This is a genomic window from Roseomonas sp. E05, assembly GCF_030063475.1.
In the GTDB taxonomy this organism is placed as follows: domain Bacteria; phylum Pseudomonadota; class Alphaproteobacteria; order Acetobacterales; family Acetobacteraceae; genus Pseudoroseomonas.
Genome location: NZ_JASIRT010000004.1, coordinates 112,404 through 127,617 on the forward strand (window position 1 = coordinate 112,404; position 15,214 = coordinate 127,617).

At 71.4% G+C, this 15,214-nt stretch carries 16 protein-coding genes; 5 read left to right on the plus strand and 11 right to left on the minus strand.

From position 1 onward, the window contains the following. Nucleotides 1-11: 11 nt before the first annotated feature. From lptE to QMO56_RS06375, 5 genes are all read right to left on the minus strand, one after another. Nucleotides 12-563 (minus strand): LPS assembly lipoprotein LptE, encoded by a 552-nt coding sequence (gene lptE / locus QMO56_RS06355; RefSeq protein ID WP_283524250.1) that lies wholly within the window; start codon nucleotides 561-563, stop codon nucleotides 12-14. Next, nucleotides 556-3,138, minus strand: a complete 2,583-nt coding sequence (gene leuS, locus QMO56_RS06360; RefSeq protein ID WP_283524252.1) for a leucine--tRNA ligase — start codon at nucleotides 3,136-3,138, stop codon at nucleotides 556-558. Before leuS ends, lptE begins: the two co-directional genes overlap by 8 nt. A 140-nt stretch (nucleotides 3,139-3,278) precedes the next feature. Beyond that, nucleotides 3,279-3,791, minus strand: coding sequence for a DUF3576 domain-containing protein (locus QMO56_RS06365; protein ID WP_283524254.1), 513 nt, complete (start codon nucleotides 3,789-3,791; stop codon nucleotides 3,279-3,281). Nucleotides 3,792-3,891: 100 nt separating this feature from the next. Beyond that, nucleotides 3,892-5,097, minus strand: coding sequence for a porin (locus tag QMO56_RS06370; protein WP_283524256.1), 1,206 nt, complete (start codon nucleotides 5,095-5,097; stop codon nucleotides 3,892-3,894). A gap of 118 nt (nucleotides 5,098-5,215) precedes the next feature. Next, a complete protein-coding gene (locus tag QMO56_RS06375; protein WP_283524258.1) occupies nucleotides 5,216-5,884 on the minus strand; it encodes a thiamine phosphate synthase in 669 nt (222 codons plus the stop codon). Between the two features lie 3 nt (nucleotides 5,885-5,887). On the opposite strand from QMO56_RS06375, the gene QMO56_RS06380 reads away from it, so the two are divergent. Continuing rightward, nucleotides 5,888-6,556, plus strand: a complete 669-nt coding sequence (locus QMO56_RS06380; RefSeq protein WP_283524259.1) for a YggS family pyridoxal phosphate-dependent enzyme — start codon at nucleotides 5,888-5,890, stop codon at nucleotides 6,554-6,556. Between the two features lie 70 nt (nucleotides 6,557-6,626). Here the strand turns inward: QMO56_RS06380 and QMO56_RS06385 are convergent, their stop codons facing one another. After that, nucleotides 6,627-7,520: an alpha/beta hydrolase gene (locus QMO56_RS06385; RefSeq protein ID WP_283524261.1), complete on the minus strand. Its 894-nt coding sequence runs from the start codon at nucleotides 7,518-7,520 to the stop codon at nucleotides 6,627-6,629. An 87-nt stretch (nucleotides 7,521-7,607) separates the two neighbouring features. Continuing rightward, nucleotides 7,608-9,263 (minus strand): ABC transporter substrate-binding protein, encoded by a 1,656-nt coding sequence (locus tag QMO56_RS06390; protein WP_283524263.1) that lies wholly within the window; start codon nucleotides 9,261-9,263, stop codon nucleotides 7,608-7,610. A 160-nt stretch (nucleotides 9,264-9,423) separates the two neighbouring features. Between QMO56_RS06390 and QMO56_RS06395 the strand changes: the two genes are divergently transcribed. Beyond that, on the plus strand, nucleotides 9,424-10,779 hold the full coding sequence (locus QMO56_RS06395) for an LLM class flavin-dependent oxidoreductase (protein ID WP_283524264.1): 1,356 nt from the start codon (nucleotides 9,424-9,426) through the stop codon (nucleotides 10,777-10,779). A 242-nt stretch (nucleotides 10,780-11,021) separates the two neighbouring features. Further along, nucleotides 11,022-12,005 carry a tripartite tricarboxylate transporter substrate binding protein gene (locus QMO56_RS06400; RefSeq protein ID WP_283524266.1) on the plus strand — a complete coding sequence of 328 codons (984 nt, stop codon included), beginning with the start codon at nucleotides 11,022-11,024 and terminating at the stop codon, nucleotides 12,003-12,005. A 45-nt stretch (nucleotides 12,006-12,050) separates the two neighbouring features. Here QMO56_RS06400 and QMO56_RS26910 read toward each other — a convergent pair whose 3' ends face one another. Beyond that, nucleotides 12,051-12,272, minus strand: coding sequence for a hypothetical protein (locus tag QMO56_RS26910; RefSeq protein WP_349362343.1), 222 nt, complete (start codon nucleotides 12,270-12,272; stop codon nucleotides 12,051-12,053). After that, a complete protein-coding gene (locus tag QMO56_RS06405) occupies nucleotides 12,262-12,495 on the minus strand; it encodes a LysR family transcriptional regulator (protein ID WP_349362344.1) in 234 nt (77 codons plus the stop codon). The genes QMO56_RS26910 and QMO56_RS06405 overlap by 11 nt, the downstream gene beginning before the upstream one ends. 80 nt (nucleotides 12,496-12,575) lie before the next feature. On the opposite strand from QMO56_RS06405, the gene QMO56_RS06410 reads away from it, so the two are divergent. Next, nucleotides 12,576-12,767 carry a hypothetical protein gene (locus QMO56_RS06410; RefSeq protein ID WP_283524268.1) on the plus strand — a complete coding sequence of 64 codons (192 nt, stop codon included), beginning with the start codon at nucleotides 12,576-12,578 and terminating at the stop codon, nucleotides 12,765-12,767. Between the two features lie 44 nt (nucleotides 12,768-12,811). Further along, entirely contained in the window at nucleotides 12,812-13,633 is an 822-nt protein-coding gene (locus QMO56_RS06415) for a nitroreductase family protein (protein ID WP_283524269.1), read from the plus strand. Nucleotides 13,634-13,862: 229 nt separating this feature from the next. Here QMO56_RS06415 and QMO56_RS06420 read toward each other — a convergent pair whose 3' ends face one another. Together QMO56_RS06420 and QMO56_RS06425 are read right to left on the minus strand one after the other, a co-directional pair. Then, a complete protein-coding gene (locus tag QMO56_RS06420) occupies nucleotides 13,863-14,432 on the minus strand; it encodes an XRE family transcriptional regulator (protein ID WP_283524271.1) in 570 nt (189 codons plus the stop codon). Nucleotides 14,433-14,479: 47 nt separating this feature from the next. Continuing rightward, the gene (locus QMO56_RS06425) at nucleotides 14,480-15,205 is read right to left on the minus strand and encodes a haloacid dehalogenase type II (protein WP_283524273.1); all 726 of its coding nucleotides are present in this window, start codon (nucleotides 15,203-15,205) and stop codon (nucleotides 14,480-14,482) included. Between the last annotated feature and the right edge of the window lie 9 nt (nucleotides 15,206-15,214).

A 15,214-nucleotide genomic window follows, 5' to 3' on the forward strand; every position in this document is an offset into this window, starting at 1 on the left:
GCCGGCCCGGTTCAGGCTTTCTGCTGCGCGCGCAACTGGACGGAGAGGCGCAGCACGATGTCATCCGCCAGCTGCTCGATCAGGCGCTGGATGGTGGCGTCCCGCGCGAAGTCGGCGGCGAAGAACTGGTTGTCCGGGATGTCGAAGGCGTCGAAGGCCCGCTCCACCCCCTGCGCCACCTGGGCGGGCGGCGTGCTCCGGGAGACCAGCAGCCAGCTCGCCGTGGCGGTGTAGCGCGTGCGGGTCGCCGTGCCGTCGCGCCGGAAGCCCTCCGGCTCGGCGCCGAATTGCAGGCTGACGCGCAGCTCCTGCGTCGGCGCCGCGGCACCGAAGCGGCCCAGCCGCTGCTGCAGCGCCCGGCGCAGCAACTGGCCGCTGCGCTCGGGGATCAGCGCCACCTCGGTCGAGGCCAGCACGGAGCGGATCGCCGGGTCGCTGGCCGTGGCGGCGCTGTCCCGCGGCGCGTAGAGCGGGCGGAAGCCGCAGCCGGCCAGCGTCAGCCCGGCCGCGCCCAGTGCCAGCAGGCGGCGGCGGGCGGCGGAGACGGGCCGGCGTTCAGACAACGAAGTTGACGATCCGGCCCGGGACATGGATGCGCTTCCTGATGGGGCGCCCGGCGATGGCGCGCTGAACGTTCTCCTCCGCCTCGGCGGCGGCGAAGACGGTGGCCTCGTCGGCGCCCACCGGCACCTCGATGGTGCTGCGCAGCTTGCCGAGCACCTGCACCGCCAGCGTCACGCTGTCGGCCTTGGCCAGTTCGGCATCCGACTCCAGCCAGGGCAGCCCGGCCACCAGCCCGGCGCCGGGGCGCAGCAGGGACCACAGCTCCTCGGCCAGATGCGGCATCATCGGGCTGATCAGCCGGGCGGCCGCCTCCAGTGCCTCGCGGCGGGCGGCGCCATCCGCCTCGCCCGCCGCCTCGATGGCATTGGCGAACTCGTGGATGCGCGCGACCGCGACGTTGAAGGCGAAGCTCTCCAGCGCCTCGGTGACGGCGGCGATGGTGCGGTGGGTGGCGCGGCGCAGGTCGCGCGCGGCGCCCTCCGCCGGTTCGGTGCCCGGCGGCGGCAGGGTGGCGGCGGCGCCGTTCACCAGGCGCCAGAGGCGCTGGCTGAAGCGCGAGGCGCCGGCGACGCCCGCCGCCGTCCACTCCATGTCGCGGTCCGGCGGGTTGTCGGAGAGGATGAACCAGCGCGCGGTGTCGGCGCCGTACTGGTCGATGATGGCGCCGGGGTCGATGGTGTTGCGCTTCGACTTCGACATCTTGTCGTTGCGCGAGACGGTCACCGGCAGGCCGCTGGCCTTGTCGGTGGCGCTGCCGTCGGCGGCGACCTCCACCTCGTCCGGGGCCAGCCAGCGGCCGTCCCGGGCCTTGTAGGAGGCGTGCTGCACCATGCCCTGGGTGAACAGGCCGGCGAAGGGCTCGGCCACGCCGACATACCCCATGCTGTGCAGCGCGCGGGTGAAGAAGCGCGAGTAGAGCAGGTGCAGGATCGCGTGCTCGATGCCGCCGATATACTGATCGACCGGCAGCCAGCCATTCACCGCCGCCGGCACCAGCGGCGTGCCCGCCTTCGGCGCGGTGAAGCGCGCGAAGTACCAGGAGCTGTCGACGAAGGTGTCGAAGGTATCGGTCTCGCGCTGCGCCGGCTTGCCGCATTGCGGGCAGCCGACATGCTTCCAGACCGGGTGGTGGTCCAGCGGGTTGCCGGGCTTCGAGAAGTCCACATCCTCCGGCAGCGTCACCGGGAGCTGGTCGTCGGGCACCGGCACCACGCCGCAGGCCTCGCAGTGGATGACCGGAATCGGGCAGCCCCAGTAGCGCTGGCGGGAGACGCCCCAGTCGCGCAGGCGCCAGTTCACCACGCCGGTGCCGGCGCCGATCTTCTCCAGCGCCGCGATGGCGGCGCGCTTGCCCTCGGCGGTGCCGAGCCCGTCGAGGAAGCCGGAATTGTAGAGCGTGCCGTCCTCGGTATAGGCGGTGTCGCCGATGGCGAAGGTGGCCGGGTCCTCGCCCGGCGGCAGGATGACCGGCGGCACCGGCAGGCCGTATTTCCGGGCGAAGTCGAGGTCGCGCTGGTCGCCGGAGGGGCAGCCGAAGATGGCGCCCGTGCCGTATTCCATCAGCACGAAATTGGCGATCCAGACCGGATAGCTGGCGCCTTCGATGAAGGGGTGCGCGACGCGCAGGCCGGTGTCGATGCCGCGCTTCTCAGCCTGCTCGATGGCGGCCTCGGAGGTGCCGAGGCTGCGCACCTCGGTGATGAAGGCGGCGACCTCCGGGCTGCGCCCGGCGGCGGCGGTGGCCAGCGGATGGTCGGCGGCGACGGCCAGGAAGGACATGCCGAACAGTGTGTCCGGCCGGGTGGTGAAGACCTCCACCTGCTCCATGCCGGCCACCGGCTCGGTCAGCGCGAAGCGGACCCGCGCGCCCTCGCTGCGGCCGATCCAGTTGGCCTGCATCAGCTTCACGCGCTCGGGCCAGCGGTCGAGGCCGTCCAGCGCCTCCAGCAACTCGGGCGCGAACCTGGTGATGGAGAGGAACCACTGGGAGAGCCGCTTCTTCTCCACCAGCGCGCCGGAGCGCCAGCCGCGGCCGTCGATCACCTGCTCATTGGCCAGGACGGTGTGGTCCACCGGGTCCCAGTTGACCGCGCTCTCCTTGCGCTCGACCAGCCCGGCGCGCAGGAAGTCGAGGAACAGTTTCTGCTGCTGCCCGTAGTAGGAGGGATCGCAGGTGGCGAACTCGCGCTCCCATTCCAGGGAGAGGCCCATGCGCTTCAGCTCGGCGCGCATGGTGTCGATGTTCTGGTAGGTCCAGGCGGCCGGGTGCACGCCGCGCTCGCGGGCGGCGTTCTCGGCGGGCAGGCCGAAGGCGTCCCAGCCCATGGGGTGCAGCACCTGGAAGCCGCGGGCGCGCTTGTAGCGCGCCACCACGTCGCCCAGCGTGTAGTTCCGCACATGCCCCATATGGATCTTGCCGGAGGGGTAGGGGAACATCTCCAGCACGTAGTATTTCGGCCGGCTGCCATACGGCACGTCGGGCACGCTGAAGCAGCGGGCGTCCTCCCAGGCGTGCTGCCAGCGCGGCTCGGCGCTGGCGAAATCGTAACGGGCAGGTGTGGCAGCGTCGTTCATCGGACCGGGCGATCAGGAGTTCCAGGGAAGGGATACGATCTTGGCGCCCGCAAGGAAAGGGCGCGGGGGCGGATGGCTGCCATCCGCCCCGGCCCCTGCTCATTCTGCGGCCGGCTCCGGGGCCACGGGCGGTCAGTGCCTCAGCGGGCGGCGGTCTGGCTGCGCAGCTCGCGGGCGCGGGCGAGGATCTGGTTTTCCATGTCCGTGTTGGTGGTCGGCGCCACGGGCGCGTCCATCCAGCCGCCGTTGCGCAGCTCCTGGCGGAAGACCGAGACGCGCACGCCGTCCGAGCGGAGCTGGCGGCCGAGGATGTAGGCGGTGGCGCGGAAGCGCTCGGTGGGCGTGGCCGCCGGCGAGTACCAGTCGGTGATGATGACGCCGCCGAAGGGATCGGCCGAGGAGAGCGGCAGGAAGGACAGCGTGTCCAGCGTGGCCCGCCAGAGATAGGCGTTCACGCCGAGCCCGCCCTCCTGCGAATCCGCCTGCTGGGAGGAGCGATCGGTCCCGAAGATCAGGATCCCGTCCGACCCGCTCAGCCGGCCCTGCACGCGGGCCCGCCTGCTGTCGTCGTAGTATTCGTCGTTCTTCACCTCGCGGCCGTAGCCGCAGGCGGTGAGGGTGAGGATCAGCCCGAAGGCGAGGAGCTTGCGCATGGCGGCCGCACGATAGGCGGCTGGCAAGCCCAGGCAAGCGCAAAAACGAAAAAGGGCGGCGGGTTGCCCCGCCGCCCCTCGCGAACCGACCCCTGCGGGATCAGAAAGCGATGCGCGTGCCCAGGAGGAACACCTTGGTGTCGGTGTCGACGCCAGTCGCGGTCGCGGTGGCGTCCTCCTCCTTCGTGCCCTGGGTGTACTCGGCGACCAGCGCCAGGCCCGGAGCCAGGTTGTAGTTGGCGCCGACCGACCAGGCCTGATCCTTGCGCTCGTTCGGGTTGGTCTGGCTGCCGGCGCTGCGGACGTCGAAGAAGTTCGCACCCACGGTCAGGTTGGCAAAGGTGTAGGCCACGCCCGCCACCCACTGCTTCATGTCCTGGTCGTCGAGGCCCGCGCCGTTCTGCAGCAGGCCAAGGCCGGCATTGGCGCGGCCGAAGGCGTAGTTCGCGCCGGCGGTGAAGCCGTAGGCGGTCGCCTGCAGGCCGAACACGCCGACGCTCAGGCCCTCACCGGAGAGGCCGGAGCTGTTCTTGGTCACGCCCGAGCCGATATAGCCGGCCATGCCCGCGATGCCGACGCCGGCGAAGGAGCCGCGGTAGCGGATGGCGGCCTGCACTTCGTTCTTGCGGCGCAGGCTGTAGGTGCCCAGCGGGCCGCTGGAGTCGTAGCGGTCGCAGTTGGTGCCCAGGGCCTCGCAGCCGCTGTCCTCGCCCTCGCCCTCGTTGAAGCCGAAGCTGGCGCCGAAGTCGAAGCCGAAGAACTGCGGCGAGGTGTAGATGATCTTGGTGCTGTCGACCAGGCCGCCACCGACGAAGTAGGACGGACGGTTGTTGCCGCCAACCACGTTGTCGAGCCAGTCACCGTCGATGCCGCCCGTGCCGAAGCTGGTGATCCAGCCCGTCGCCATCGCGCCGAGGACCACGCCGTCCTCGTCACCGAAGCGCAGCTGGCCGGCCTGCGGCGAGGACACCCACAGATACATCTCGTCGGTGTCGAGCGACATCTTGGTCGCGACGCCGGAGGTCGCCTGACGGTTCTGGTCGTCCTGCACCTCGATGGTGGCACCGTAGGACACGCCGTTGGCGGCCTTGCCCTGCACGATGACGTGGATTTCCATGTCCGACGTGAAGTCGGACTTGCCAAGGTTCGCGGTGGAGCTGGTCGCACCGTCCTGGTCGGTGAACGCGTAGTTGAAGCGGAAGTAGCCGCCGACGCGAACCGTCGGGGCTTCCTGCGCCGCAAGCGGGGCCGCCCCGAACACGGCGGCCGCGGCAACGGCGGTGGTCGCCAACAGAATCTTGCGCATCCCTAGTCCTCCTCACGCGCCGGGGCGTCCCGGCTGGTCCCGCGGCCTGTCTGCCCCCCTCGGCAGGGCCCCGTGCAACAATGCTCACAGGGCTGTCAGGCCTGCGGCGGACTATGGTTCAGGCCTGTTGAGGCGGGCAATGCTCCGCTTGCGGTGATCGCGACTTCATTGAGACACTGTGGCCTGAGTGCAACAGGGCGGTGATGGCGGCCAGGCCGCAGGCCGGGGGTGGAACCCGCCCGGCCGTCGCCGCGAGGATGCCGCCGAGTGCCACCACCGGCCGCCTGGCCCGCCGCGCCAGCGCCGCCCAGCGCCAGGGACCGAGTGCCGGCGCGCCGGGATGGCTGGGAGTCGGAAAGAGCGGGGAGAGAAAGACCAGGTCCGCCCGCAGCCGCGCCGCGCGGACCAGCCCGGCCCGCCCATGTGCCGCGACCGAAAGCCGTGCCCAGGGCGCACCGGCCCGGCGGGCGAGAAGAAAAGGCAGAATTTCCAAGGTGGTAGGCCGATCCGGCCAGTGCAGGCCGGCGCCCAGGCGGAGCGCCGCCCGTGCCTCGCCGCCCACCAGCAGCACGCCGCGCCGGCGGCGCTGCAGCCGCGCCAGCGACGGGCGCAGCGCCGGCGCCACGCCCCGCGCCACCACCCCGCTGCCGCGCGGCAGCGCCGCCAGAGCCACCCGCGGGTCCGGCAGCCGTGCCGGATCGCTGAACAGCCAGAGCCGGGGCAGGAGACCGCGACTCGGGGCCCGCCTCCGCTTGAGCCGCATCGCCGCCGCATCTACGGTCCGCACATCATGCCCTCCATCGCCGAAAACCTGCAGCGCATCCGGGAGCGAATCGCCGACGCCTGCGCCCGCGCCGGCCGCGACCCGGCCTCCGTCACCCTGGTGGCGGTTTCCAAGTTCCATCCCGCCGAGTCGGTGCGGGAAGCCCTCGTCGCCGGGCAGGCCAGCTTCGGCGAGAACCGCGTGCAGGAGGCGGCGGCCAAGTTCCCCCCGCTGCGCGCCGGCCACCCCGCGCTGCGGCTGCATATCATCGGCGCGCTGCAAACCAATAAGGCACGCGACGCGGTGCGCATCGCCGATGTCATCGAAAGCCTGGACCGGCCGAAGCTGGCCGCCGCCCTGGCGGAAGCCATGGCGAAGGAGGGGCGGCGCCCGCAGCTGCTGGTGCAGGTGAACATCGGCCGCGAGCCGCAGAAGGCGGGCATCGACCCCGATGCGGTGGCGGATTTCGTCGCCGAGTGCCGCGAGGCGCATGGCCTGCCGGTGGCAGGGCTGATGTGCATCCCGCCCGCGGAGGACGACCCGGCGCCGCATTTCGACCGCATGGCCGCGCTGGCGGCGCGACTCGGGCTGCACACGCTCTCCATGGGGATGAGCGGCGACTTCGAGGCCGCCATCGCCGCCGGCGCCACGCATGTGCGCGTGGGCACCGCCATCTTCGGGGAGCGGCACCCGTAGCGGGGGAGGCGGCGCCTCCCCCGCGCCTCCTCCGCCGGGGTGGCCGTGCCACCCCGGACCCCGCCCTCCGTCAGAGAGCGCCCTGGCCGGTGCCCCAGGCCGCCAGCACCGAATCCTCCGGCATCCGGCCCTCGAACCACAGGCTGGCGGCGACGCGGGACATCGCCGCGCCGTCATGGCCGATATGCGGCACCTCGACGAGGCGCCAGTTGCAGGCCACGCCACGCCGCGCCGCCTCGGCCTGGCCGGCGGCCAGATAGGTGTGGGCGCGGGCGAAGCGGTGCGGGCCCTGCGCCAGCGCCGTCGGCTGCGAGGGCAGGCTGGGATCGGCGGTCTGGATGTCCTGCATGCCCGCCAGGATCAGCAGCGGATAGGCCAGCAGCCGCAGCAGCTCCGCCTCGCCGATGCCAATGCCGGCCAGCCCTTCGGGGAAGGATTTCTCCAGCGTCGGCAGCGTGTACCAGCCGGGATTGCCCACCGCGATCGCCTCGAAGGCCTCGGGCGCCTGGGTGGCGAGCATCCGGTGGCCGAACTGGCCGCCGGCCGAGTGGCCGAAGAAATGCGCGCGCGGGCGGCGGGTGACGCCGGCCTGGCGCAGCAGGCCGAAGACCCGCGCCGGCACGGCATAGCCCCACTGGGCGCGCGGGCGCACCGTGCCGTCCTCGGCCAGCACGTGGCCGTTGTTGTAGAGGTCGGCGCCCGGATACTCGGCATCGGCGAAGGTCGGCGCGACGATCAGCAGGCCGTGCCTGTCGGCGGCGGGAATCCAGAAGTCGCGGTACTCGTCGCCGTTGCGCTTCATGCCGTGCTGCACGATCACCACCGGACTGTCCGGGGTGAAGCTGGCCGGGCGATAGGTATGCAGCACCAGCGGGCGCGTCGGGTCGCCGGCCTCATCGGTGAAGGGAACGGCCTGCCGGCCCGGCCTGGCCAGGGCCTGCGCCAGGGTTTCGGTGAAGCTCATCTGGGACGCTCTCCAGGAAGGCGGGGCATTCCGCCGGAAACTCGAAGAAGAAAGATGGGGGTGCGGGGGAATTCCTTCCCCCGGCCTTTACTTCGCCGGATGGATCTCGGCGGCGTTGGTGGTCTGGTCCACGCGCCCGCCATAGGTGAGATCCTTGCGGAAGGCCCAGACGGCGTTCTCGAACTGCACGGGGATCACCGGCATCTGCTCCAGCGCCACGCGGCCGGCCTGCCGCAGCAGCTCGGCGCGGGCCTCCTGGTCCATGGTCATCATGGCCCGCCCGGCGAGGTCATCGAACTTCGGGTTCGACCAGCCGCCGTAGTTGCTGGTGCCGAGGCCGCGCTCGCGGTCGGTGGACATCAGCCAGGAGCGGAAGAACAGCATCGTCTCGTCCGCGTCGGTGGCCCAGCCGCCCATCGAGGCGCTGAAGTCCCGCTTGCCGCGGCGGCCGAAGAAGACGGCGCTCGGCATGGTGTCCAGCGCCACCTTCACGCCGATGCGGTTCCAGTACTGCGCCAGCGCCTGGGCCAGCCGGGCGTCGTTGATGTAGCGGTTGTTGGTGGCGTGGAAGGTCAGGCTGAACCCGTCCTTGTAGCCGGCCTCGGCCAGCAGGGCCTTGGCCTTGGCCGGATCATAGGGCAGCACCGGCAGGCCGGGGATGGTGCCGACCATGCCGAGCGGCAGGAACTGCGTGGCGGCGGTGGCGACGCCGTCCATCACCCGCTGCTCGATGGCCTTGCGGTCGATCGCCAGGGAGAGCGCCTGGCGTACCCGCAGGTCCTGCAGCGGGTTGGGGCCGCTGCCGCCCTGCACGAAGGGGCTGGGGCTGCGGGCGGTGTCGAGCTGGATGAAGATCAGCCGCGTCGTCTGCTTGTTGGCGAGGCGGATGTCGGCATCCTGGCGCAGCCGCGGGATGTCGCCGGTGGCGGGGGCCTCGATCACGTCCTGGTCGCCCGCCAGCAGGCCCGCGAGGCGCGGGCCGGCGGCGGTGACGGGGGTCAGCCGCACCGTCTTCCAGTCCGGCTTCTCGCCCCAGTAGCCCTCGTTGCGCTCCAGGATGATGGCGCCGCCGGGCGTGTAGCTGACGAGGCGATAGGGGCCGGTGCCGATGGCGGCGGTGCCGTCGTTGAACTGGGCGGGAGCCGGCCAGGGGCCGCTGGTGCCGCAGCTCTCGCCGGCGTTGAAGTCGGGCCTGGCATCACCCGCCAGCTGGCGGGGCAGGATGGAAAGGTTGCTGAGGTCGCTCAGCAGCAGCGGCTCGGGGAGGCGCGTGGTCAGCCGCAGCGTGTGCTCGTCGAGCACCTCGAGCCTGGCGATCCGCCGGACCAGCCGCGAGAAGGACTGCACCACCTCGCCCGGATTGTTGAGGATGCGGCAGTAGCTGTAGACCACGTCCGGCGCGCCGAAGCTGTCGCCGTTCTGGAAGCGCACGCCCTCGCGCAGGTGGAAGATCCAGGTGCGGTCGTCCTGCCGCTCCCAGCGCGTCGCCAGGCCGGGACCGACCTTGAGGTCGGCGTCGATTCGGGTCAGCGCCTCGAAGATGTGCCGCGAGAGGGTGCTGTTCGGTCCCAGGGCGTAGTTGTGCGGGTCGGCCGAGGTGGTCTCCCCCGCCATGGCGATGCGCAGCGTCTGCGCCGCGGCCGGGCGGGCGGCGAGCGCCGGGCCCAGGGCGGTGGCGGCGGCGAGCAGCGCCATGGCCGGCCAGGCCGCGCGCCTTTGGCGGAGTCGGGGGAAGCCTTGCATCGTGTCCTGGACCCTTCGTTGCCTCGGCTGCCGAGAAACACCCGCGGACGAAGGATTGCAACCGGCCCCGCCGCAGCCTGGAGGGGCGTGCAGGCCGCAATATCATCTTCCATGATAAACATTTATCTCTGATAATGGACGAAAGCCGCAGGAGCCGCCCATGCCGCGCGAGATCCGCCTGAACGCCTTCGACATGGCCTGCATCGGCCATATCCAGCAGGGGATGTGGACGCATCCCCGCGACACCAGCGTGAACTACAACCGGCTGGACCACTGGGTCTCGCTGGCCCGCACGCTGGAGGCCGGGCTGTTCGACGGTCTCTTCCTGGCCGACGTGCTCGGCATCTACGATGTCTATGGCGGCAGCCCGGATGCCGCCCTGCGCAACGCCGTTCAGGTGCCGCTGCTCGACCCGGCGATGCTGGTGCCGGCCATGGCGGCCGCGACCACCCATCTCGGCTTCGGCATCACCTGCAACCTCGCCTATGAGCAGCCCTTCCTCTTCGCCCGGCGGATGTCCACGCTGGACCACCTGACGCAGGGGCGAATCGGCTGGAACATCGTCACCGGCTACCTGGACAGCGCCGCCCGCGCCATGGGCTTCAGCCGCCAGATGGCGCATGACGACCGCTACGACCTCGCCGACGAGTACATGGACGTCGTCTATGGCCTCTGGGAGGCGAGCTGGGCGCCCGACGCCGTGCGCGCCGACCGCGCGGCCGGGCTCTACGCCGATCCTGCGAAGCTGCGCCGCGTCCGCCACGAGGGCCGGCAGTTCCAGATGGACGCCATCCATCTCTGCGAGCCCTCGCCGCAGCGCACGCCGGTGCTCTATCAGGCCGGCGCCTCGCAGCGCGGCCGGCAGTTCGCCGCGCGCCATGCCGAATGCGTCTTCGTCAATGGCGGGGCCAAGCCGCATGTGGCTGATCTGGTGGCCGACCTGCGCGCCCGCGCCGCGCCGCGCCCGATCCGGGTCTTCGTCGGCGCCACCGCCATCGTCGGCCGCACCGAGGCCGAGGCGCGGGACCTGCTGGAGGAGTACCGCCGGCACGCCAGCGTGGAGGGCGCGCTCGCCCATGCCAGCGCCTCGCTGGGCATCGACTTCGCGCGCTACGGCATGGACGAGCCGATCGAGGGCGGCGAGTCCCAGGCGATCCAGTCCAATGTGGAGGCCATGAAGCGCGCCGCCGGCGGGGTCTTCACCAAGCGCCACCTGATCGACCGCTTCGTGCTCGGCAGCCGCCAGCCGCCCATCCTCGGCTCGGCGGAGCAGGTGGCCGATGCGCTGATGTCCTGGACCGAGGAGGCGGATGTGGACGGCTTCAACCTCTCCCGCACGGTGATGCCGGAGGGGCTGGAGCGCTTCGTGGAGCTGGTGGTGCCGGTCCTGCAGGAGCGTGGCGTCTACAAGCGCGCCTATGCGCCCGGCACCTATCGCGAGAAGCTGTTCGGTGCCGGGCCGCTGCTGGAGGCGCCGCATCCGGCGGCGGCGATGCGCCAGGCCGCCTGGGCGTGAAGGGCGGGGGAAGGAATTCCCCCCGGACCCCCTTCTTTTTTCCTTCGGGTCTCCACGCACTCGCGGCCGGCGCTGCGCCCACCGCCTCCGGCCCGCGGTGTTGTAACGATACGATTATCTTGCCCCTCGAAAAGGCGCGGCATGCAAGAAAACCTCTTGGCGCGGCAAGGCGCTGAGGGCAGGCTTCCGTTGTCCACTGTTAACAATATGCCGGGGAAACGACCCCGTGCCGGAGGAAGTCCATGCTGACACGCCGCACTTGGCTTGGCGCACTGGCGGCGAGCCCCGCGCTCGGCCTCGCCCCGCGCGCCGCGCGGGCGCAGGCCGACTACCCGAACCATCCGGTCGCGATGCTGGTGGGCTTCGCGCCCGGTGGCGGGACGGACATCATCACCCGGTTGCTGGCGCCTTCGCTGCAGGCGAAGCTGGGCCAGCCGGTGACGGTGGACAACCGGCCGGGCGCCAGTGGCACGCTCGCCGCCGCGGCGGTGGCGCGGGCGCGGCCGGATGGCTACAGCCTGGTGATGGGCACGGTCAGCACCCAGGCCGTCGTGGCGCCGCTGATGCGCACCCCGCCCTATGACCAGATGCGCGACTTCACGCCGGTCACGCTCGCCGGCACCGTTCCGCTGGTGGTACTGGTGCCGGCCAGCGCGCCCTACAAGGACCTCAAGGGCCTGATCGACTACGCGCGCAAGAACCCGGGCAAGCTGAACTACGCCTCCTCCGGCGTCGCCACGCAGCAGCACCTGGCGGCGGAAATGCTTTCCCAGGCCGCCGGCATCGAGATGACGCACGTGCCCTATCGCGGCACCGGGCAGGTGGTGACCGACCTGATCGCCGGCACGCTCGACCTGGCGATCGACACCATGCCCTCGCACCTGCCGCATGTCCGCGCCGGCACCACCCGTGCCCTCGCGGTGACCACGGCCGAGCGCGTCGCCGCCTTGCCGGAGGTGCCCACGGTGGCGGAAAGCGGCTTCCCCGGCTTCGCCATCACCGTCTGGTACATGCTGCTGGGCCCGGCCGGCCTGCCGAGGCCGATCGTGGAGCGCTGGAGCGCGGCGATGAACGAGGCCCTGGCCGAGCCGGATATCCGCAAGCGGCTGGAAGAGGCCGGTTTCCTCCCCGGCGGCGGCAGCCCGGAGGACGCGGCGACGCTGGTGCGGCAGGAGGCCGAGCGCTACGGCGCGCTGGTGGAGCGCGCCGGCATCCGGATCGACTGACCGCTCCGGGAAGGGGGCGCCCGCCACGCCCTCTGCCGCGCGCCGTCAGCTCCCCCGGCCCTCCTCGGCCAGGAAGTCGAGGAGGACGCGGATGCGCGAGGGAAGGGGGCCGCCCTGGCCGAGGAAGACGGCGTGGAAGGCCTCCCTGTCGCCCGGGTTGAGGGGGTTCGAGCACCAGCACCAGCCGGCCGGCCGCTCACCCGTGCCGGCCTGGCGCTCGGCCTCGTCCAGCTCGGCCAGGATGCGGGCGGCGCGCTCATAGCTCATAGAAGGTGCAGCCTTCGGCAGTGAGCTGGAGCCGGCGGGTGGAGCGTTTGACCAGCCGCGCGCCGAGCCGCGCCTCCAGCCGGGCGACCAGCTTGCTGACGGCCGAGGGCGTCATCCGGAAGGCTCGCGCGGCGGGCGAGAAGCCGCCCAGCCGCACCACCTGCAAAAAGACCTCCATCTCCCCCGAGCGGTTGACCTCCAGCCGCGCCATCCTGGCGTTCATCTCAAAAATGCTGTTCCGGCGCCGGTTCTACAGCACAGGCTGGCCGTTCCATAGCTTCTGTCCCATCGCTTTCACCTGCCATGGGGACCAAACCCGTGCCGCTGGCGCTCGACCAGGGCCTGGGTGTCATGGTCTGGAGCCCGCTCGGCTGGACCCTGACGGCGGAGCAGGTCGCCCGGCCGGACGCGGCGAGCGCCGTCACCGCGCCCTATCCCTACTTTCCCTACCGGCGGCAGGCGGCCTTCGCCCGGCTGAACCCGCCCGCGGTCTGAGGGCGGCTTCCGGCACGGGCGGGAATGGCCGCAGAATGAGGGGCATGAGCATTGATCAGCATGAGGCCCTCGCGGCCCGCTACGGCGCGGCCGCCCTGCCGCCCGCCGGCCCCTGGAACGACGTGATCGCGGCGCTGATGGCGCACCGCTCCGTCCGCGCCTATCGCTCCGACCCGCTGCCGGAGGGGACCCTGGAAACCCTGGTGGCGGCGGCGCAGTCCGCCGCCACCTCCTCCAACATGCAGACCTGGTCCGTCGTCGCGGTGACCGACCCGGCGCGCAAGGCGGTCTTTGCCGAGGTGGCGAACAACCAGCGCCACATCATCCAATGCCCGCTCTTCCTGGTCTGGCTCGCCGACCTCTCGCGCAACGCGCGGCTGGCCGAGGCCGAGGGCACCACGCTGGAAGCGCTGCCCTATTTCGAAACCTTCCTGGTCGCCGCGCTCGATGCCGCGCTGGCGGCGCAGAACGCCACGGTCGCCGCCGAGTCGCTGGGTCTTTCCACCGTCTATATCGGCGCGCTGCGCAATGACGTGCGGCGCGTGGCGGCGGAACTGGCGCTGCCGCCGGGCGTGGTGGGGGTGTTCGGCCTCTGTGTCGGCTATGCCGATCCCGCGGCGCGCGCCGAGGTGAAGCCGCGCCTGCCGCAGGGCGCCATCCTTCACCGCGAGCAGTACGACGCCGGCGCCGAGACGGAGATGCGCGGCCTCTACGACGTGGCGCTGAGCGAATTCAGCGCCCGCAACGAAATGAAGGCCTATCGCTGGACCGACCGCGTGCTGGCGCGGCTCGGCCGCATCTCCGCACTGCACGGGAGGGACGGGCTCAAGGCGGCGCTGCGGGATCTCGGCTTTCCGCTGAAGTGAAGAAAAGGTCCGGAGGGAATCCGGGCCCGCCCTCGGCTTTCCCAGGAGGCGGAACCGGGGGAGAATGAATTCTCCCCCGGACCCCCACTTCTTTTTTCCATCAGCTTTGCCGCGCTGCCGGAGAGCGCTCACACCGGGCCTGAAGCCGCCCCGGCGGCTGCGGCGTGATCGCAAACCTGCAGAAAAAAGAAGGGGGTTCGGGGGAATTCATTCCCCCGACCTTTTTTCCTTACCGCCGCAGCAGAACCACGAGATACCGGCAGGGCGTGCCCCCCGGATTGTGGAAGCGGCAGGCCTCGGGCGGCCCGAGGCGCAGGCAGTCCCCGGCCCTCATTTCATGCAGCACCGCGCCCTGGGTGAAGTGCAGCATCCCCTCCAGCAGCACGATCTGCTGGTCCTGGATGAAAGCGAAGGCGGCGGCGGGGTAATCCACGGACTGGCCGGCCGGCAATTCGCCCCAGACCAGGTCCAGCGGCGTCGGCGGCCCGCCGGCGGGGGTGAGGGCGCGGCGGATGAAGCCGGTCTCGGGGTCGCGCCAGACCGGCTGTTCCGCCAGGCGTGCCAGTTGCCCGCCGCCCTGCTCGGCGCGCGCCAGCATCTGCGACAGGCTGAGGCCGAAGGCGCCGGAGAGGCGGCCGAGCAGCGCCGCGGTCGGGCTGACCTCGTCGCGCTCGATCTTGCTGATCATTGCCTTGGAGACGCCGGAACGCTCCGCCAGCTCGGCCAGCGACCAGTTGCGGGCCTCGCGCTCGGCCTTCAGGCGCTGGGCCAGTTGGGCGCTGCTGTCGGTGAGGGACATGGCCCGAGCATAGGCGGAAGGGGCGGGAGAAAGAATCCCCCCGCCCTTCAGGCCAGGGCGTCGGCCTGGTGCGCCGCCACCATCTCGGCCAGCGAGGCGAAGCGGAACTCGTAGCCCGCGCCGGAGGGCGGCGGCATGGTGGCGCCCCAGCCCTCCTGGCCATGCCGCCGGTCGATCCAGGCGGAGGCGAGGCCGACCCGCTTGGCCGGCGCATGGTCGTGGAACAGGCTCTGCGCCACATGCAGGATCTCGCCGCGGCCATGGCCCTGCGTGCCGAGCCTGGTCAGCATGTGCTGGAAATTGCGCGGGTCCGGCTTGTAGCTGCCGATGTCCTGCGCGGTGTAGACGGCATCGAAATCCACCCCCAGCCGCTTCTGGCTGCCGGCGAAGCTCGCATGGTCCACGTTGGAGAGGATCACCAGCTTGTAGTGCCGCTTGAGATAGGCGAGCGCCCCGGCGGAATCGGGGAAGGCCGGCCAGTCCGGCACCGAGGCGCCGAAGCGCGCGGCGCCCGCCTCGTCCGGCTCGAGGCCCCACTCGTCGGCGAGGCGGTGGTGCACCTGGGTGAGCAGCTCGGCATAGCGCATGCCCGGGGTTTCCGCCTGCTGGGCCGATTCGTGCTGCGCGAAGGCTTCCAGCACCGCATCGCGCGGGAGGTCCAGGCCGCCGCGTCGCAGCAAGGGCTGCAAGGCGGTGTGGATGCCGCTCTCCCAGTCGATCAGGGTGCCGTAGCAGTCGAAGGTCAGGACACGGAAATCGTGCAGGCGCATCATCGCGGGTCT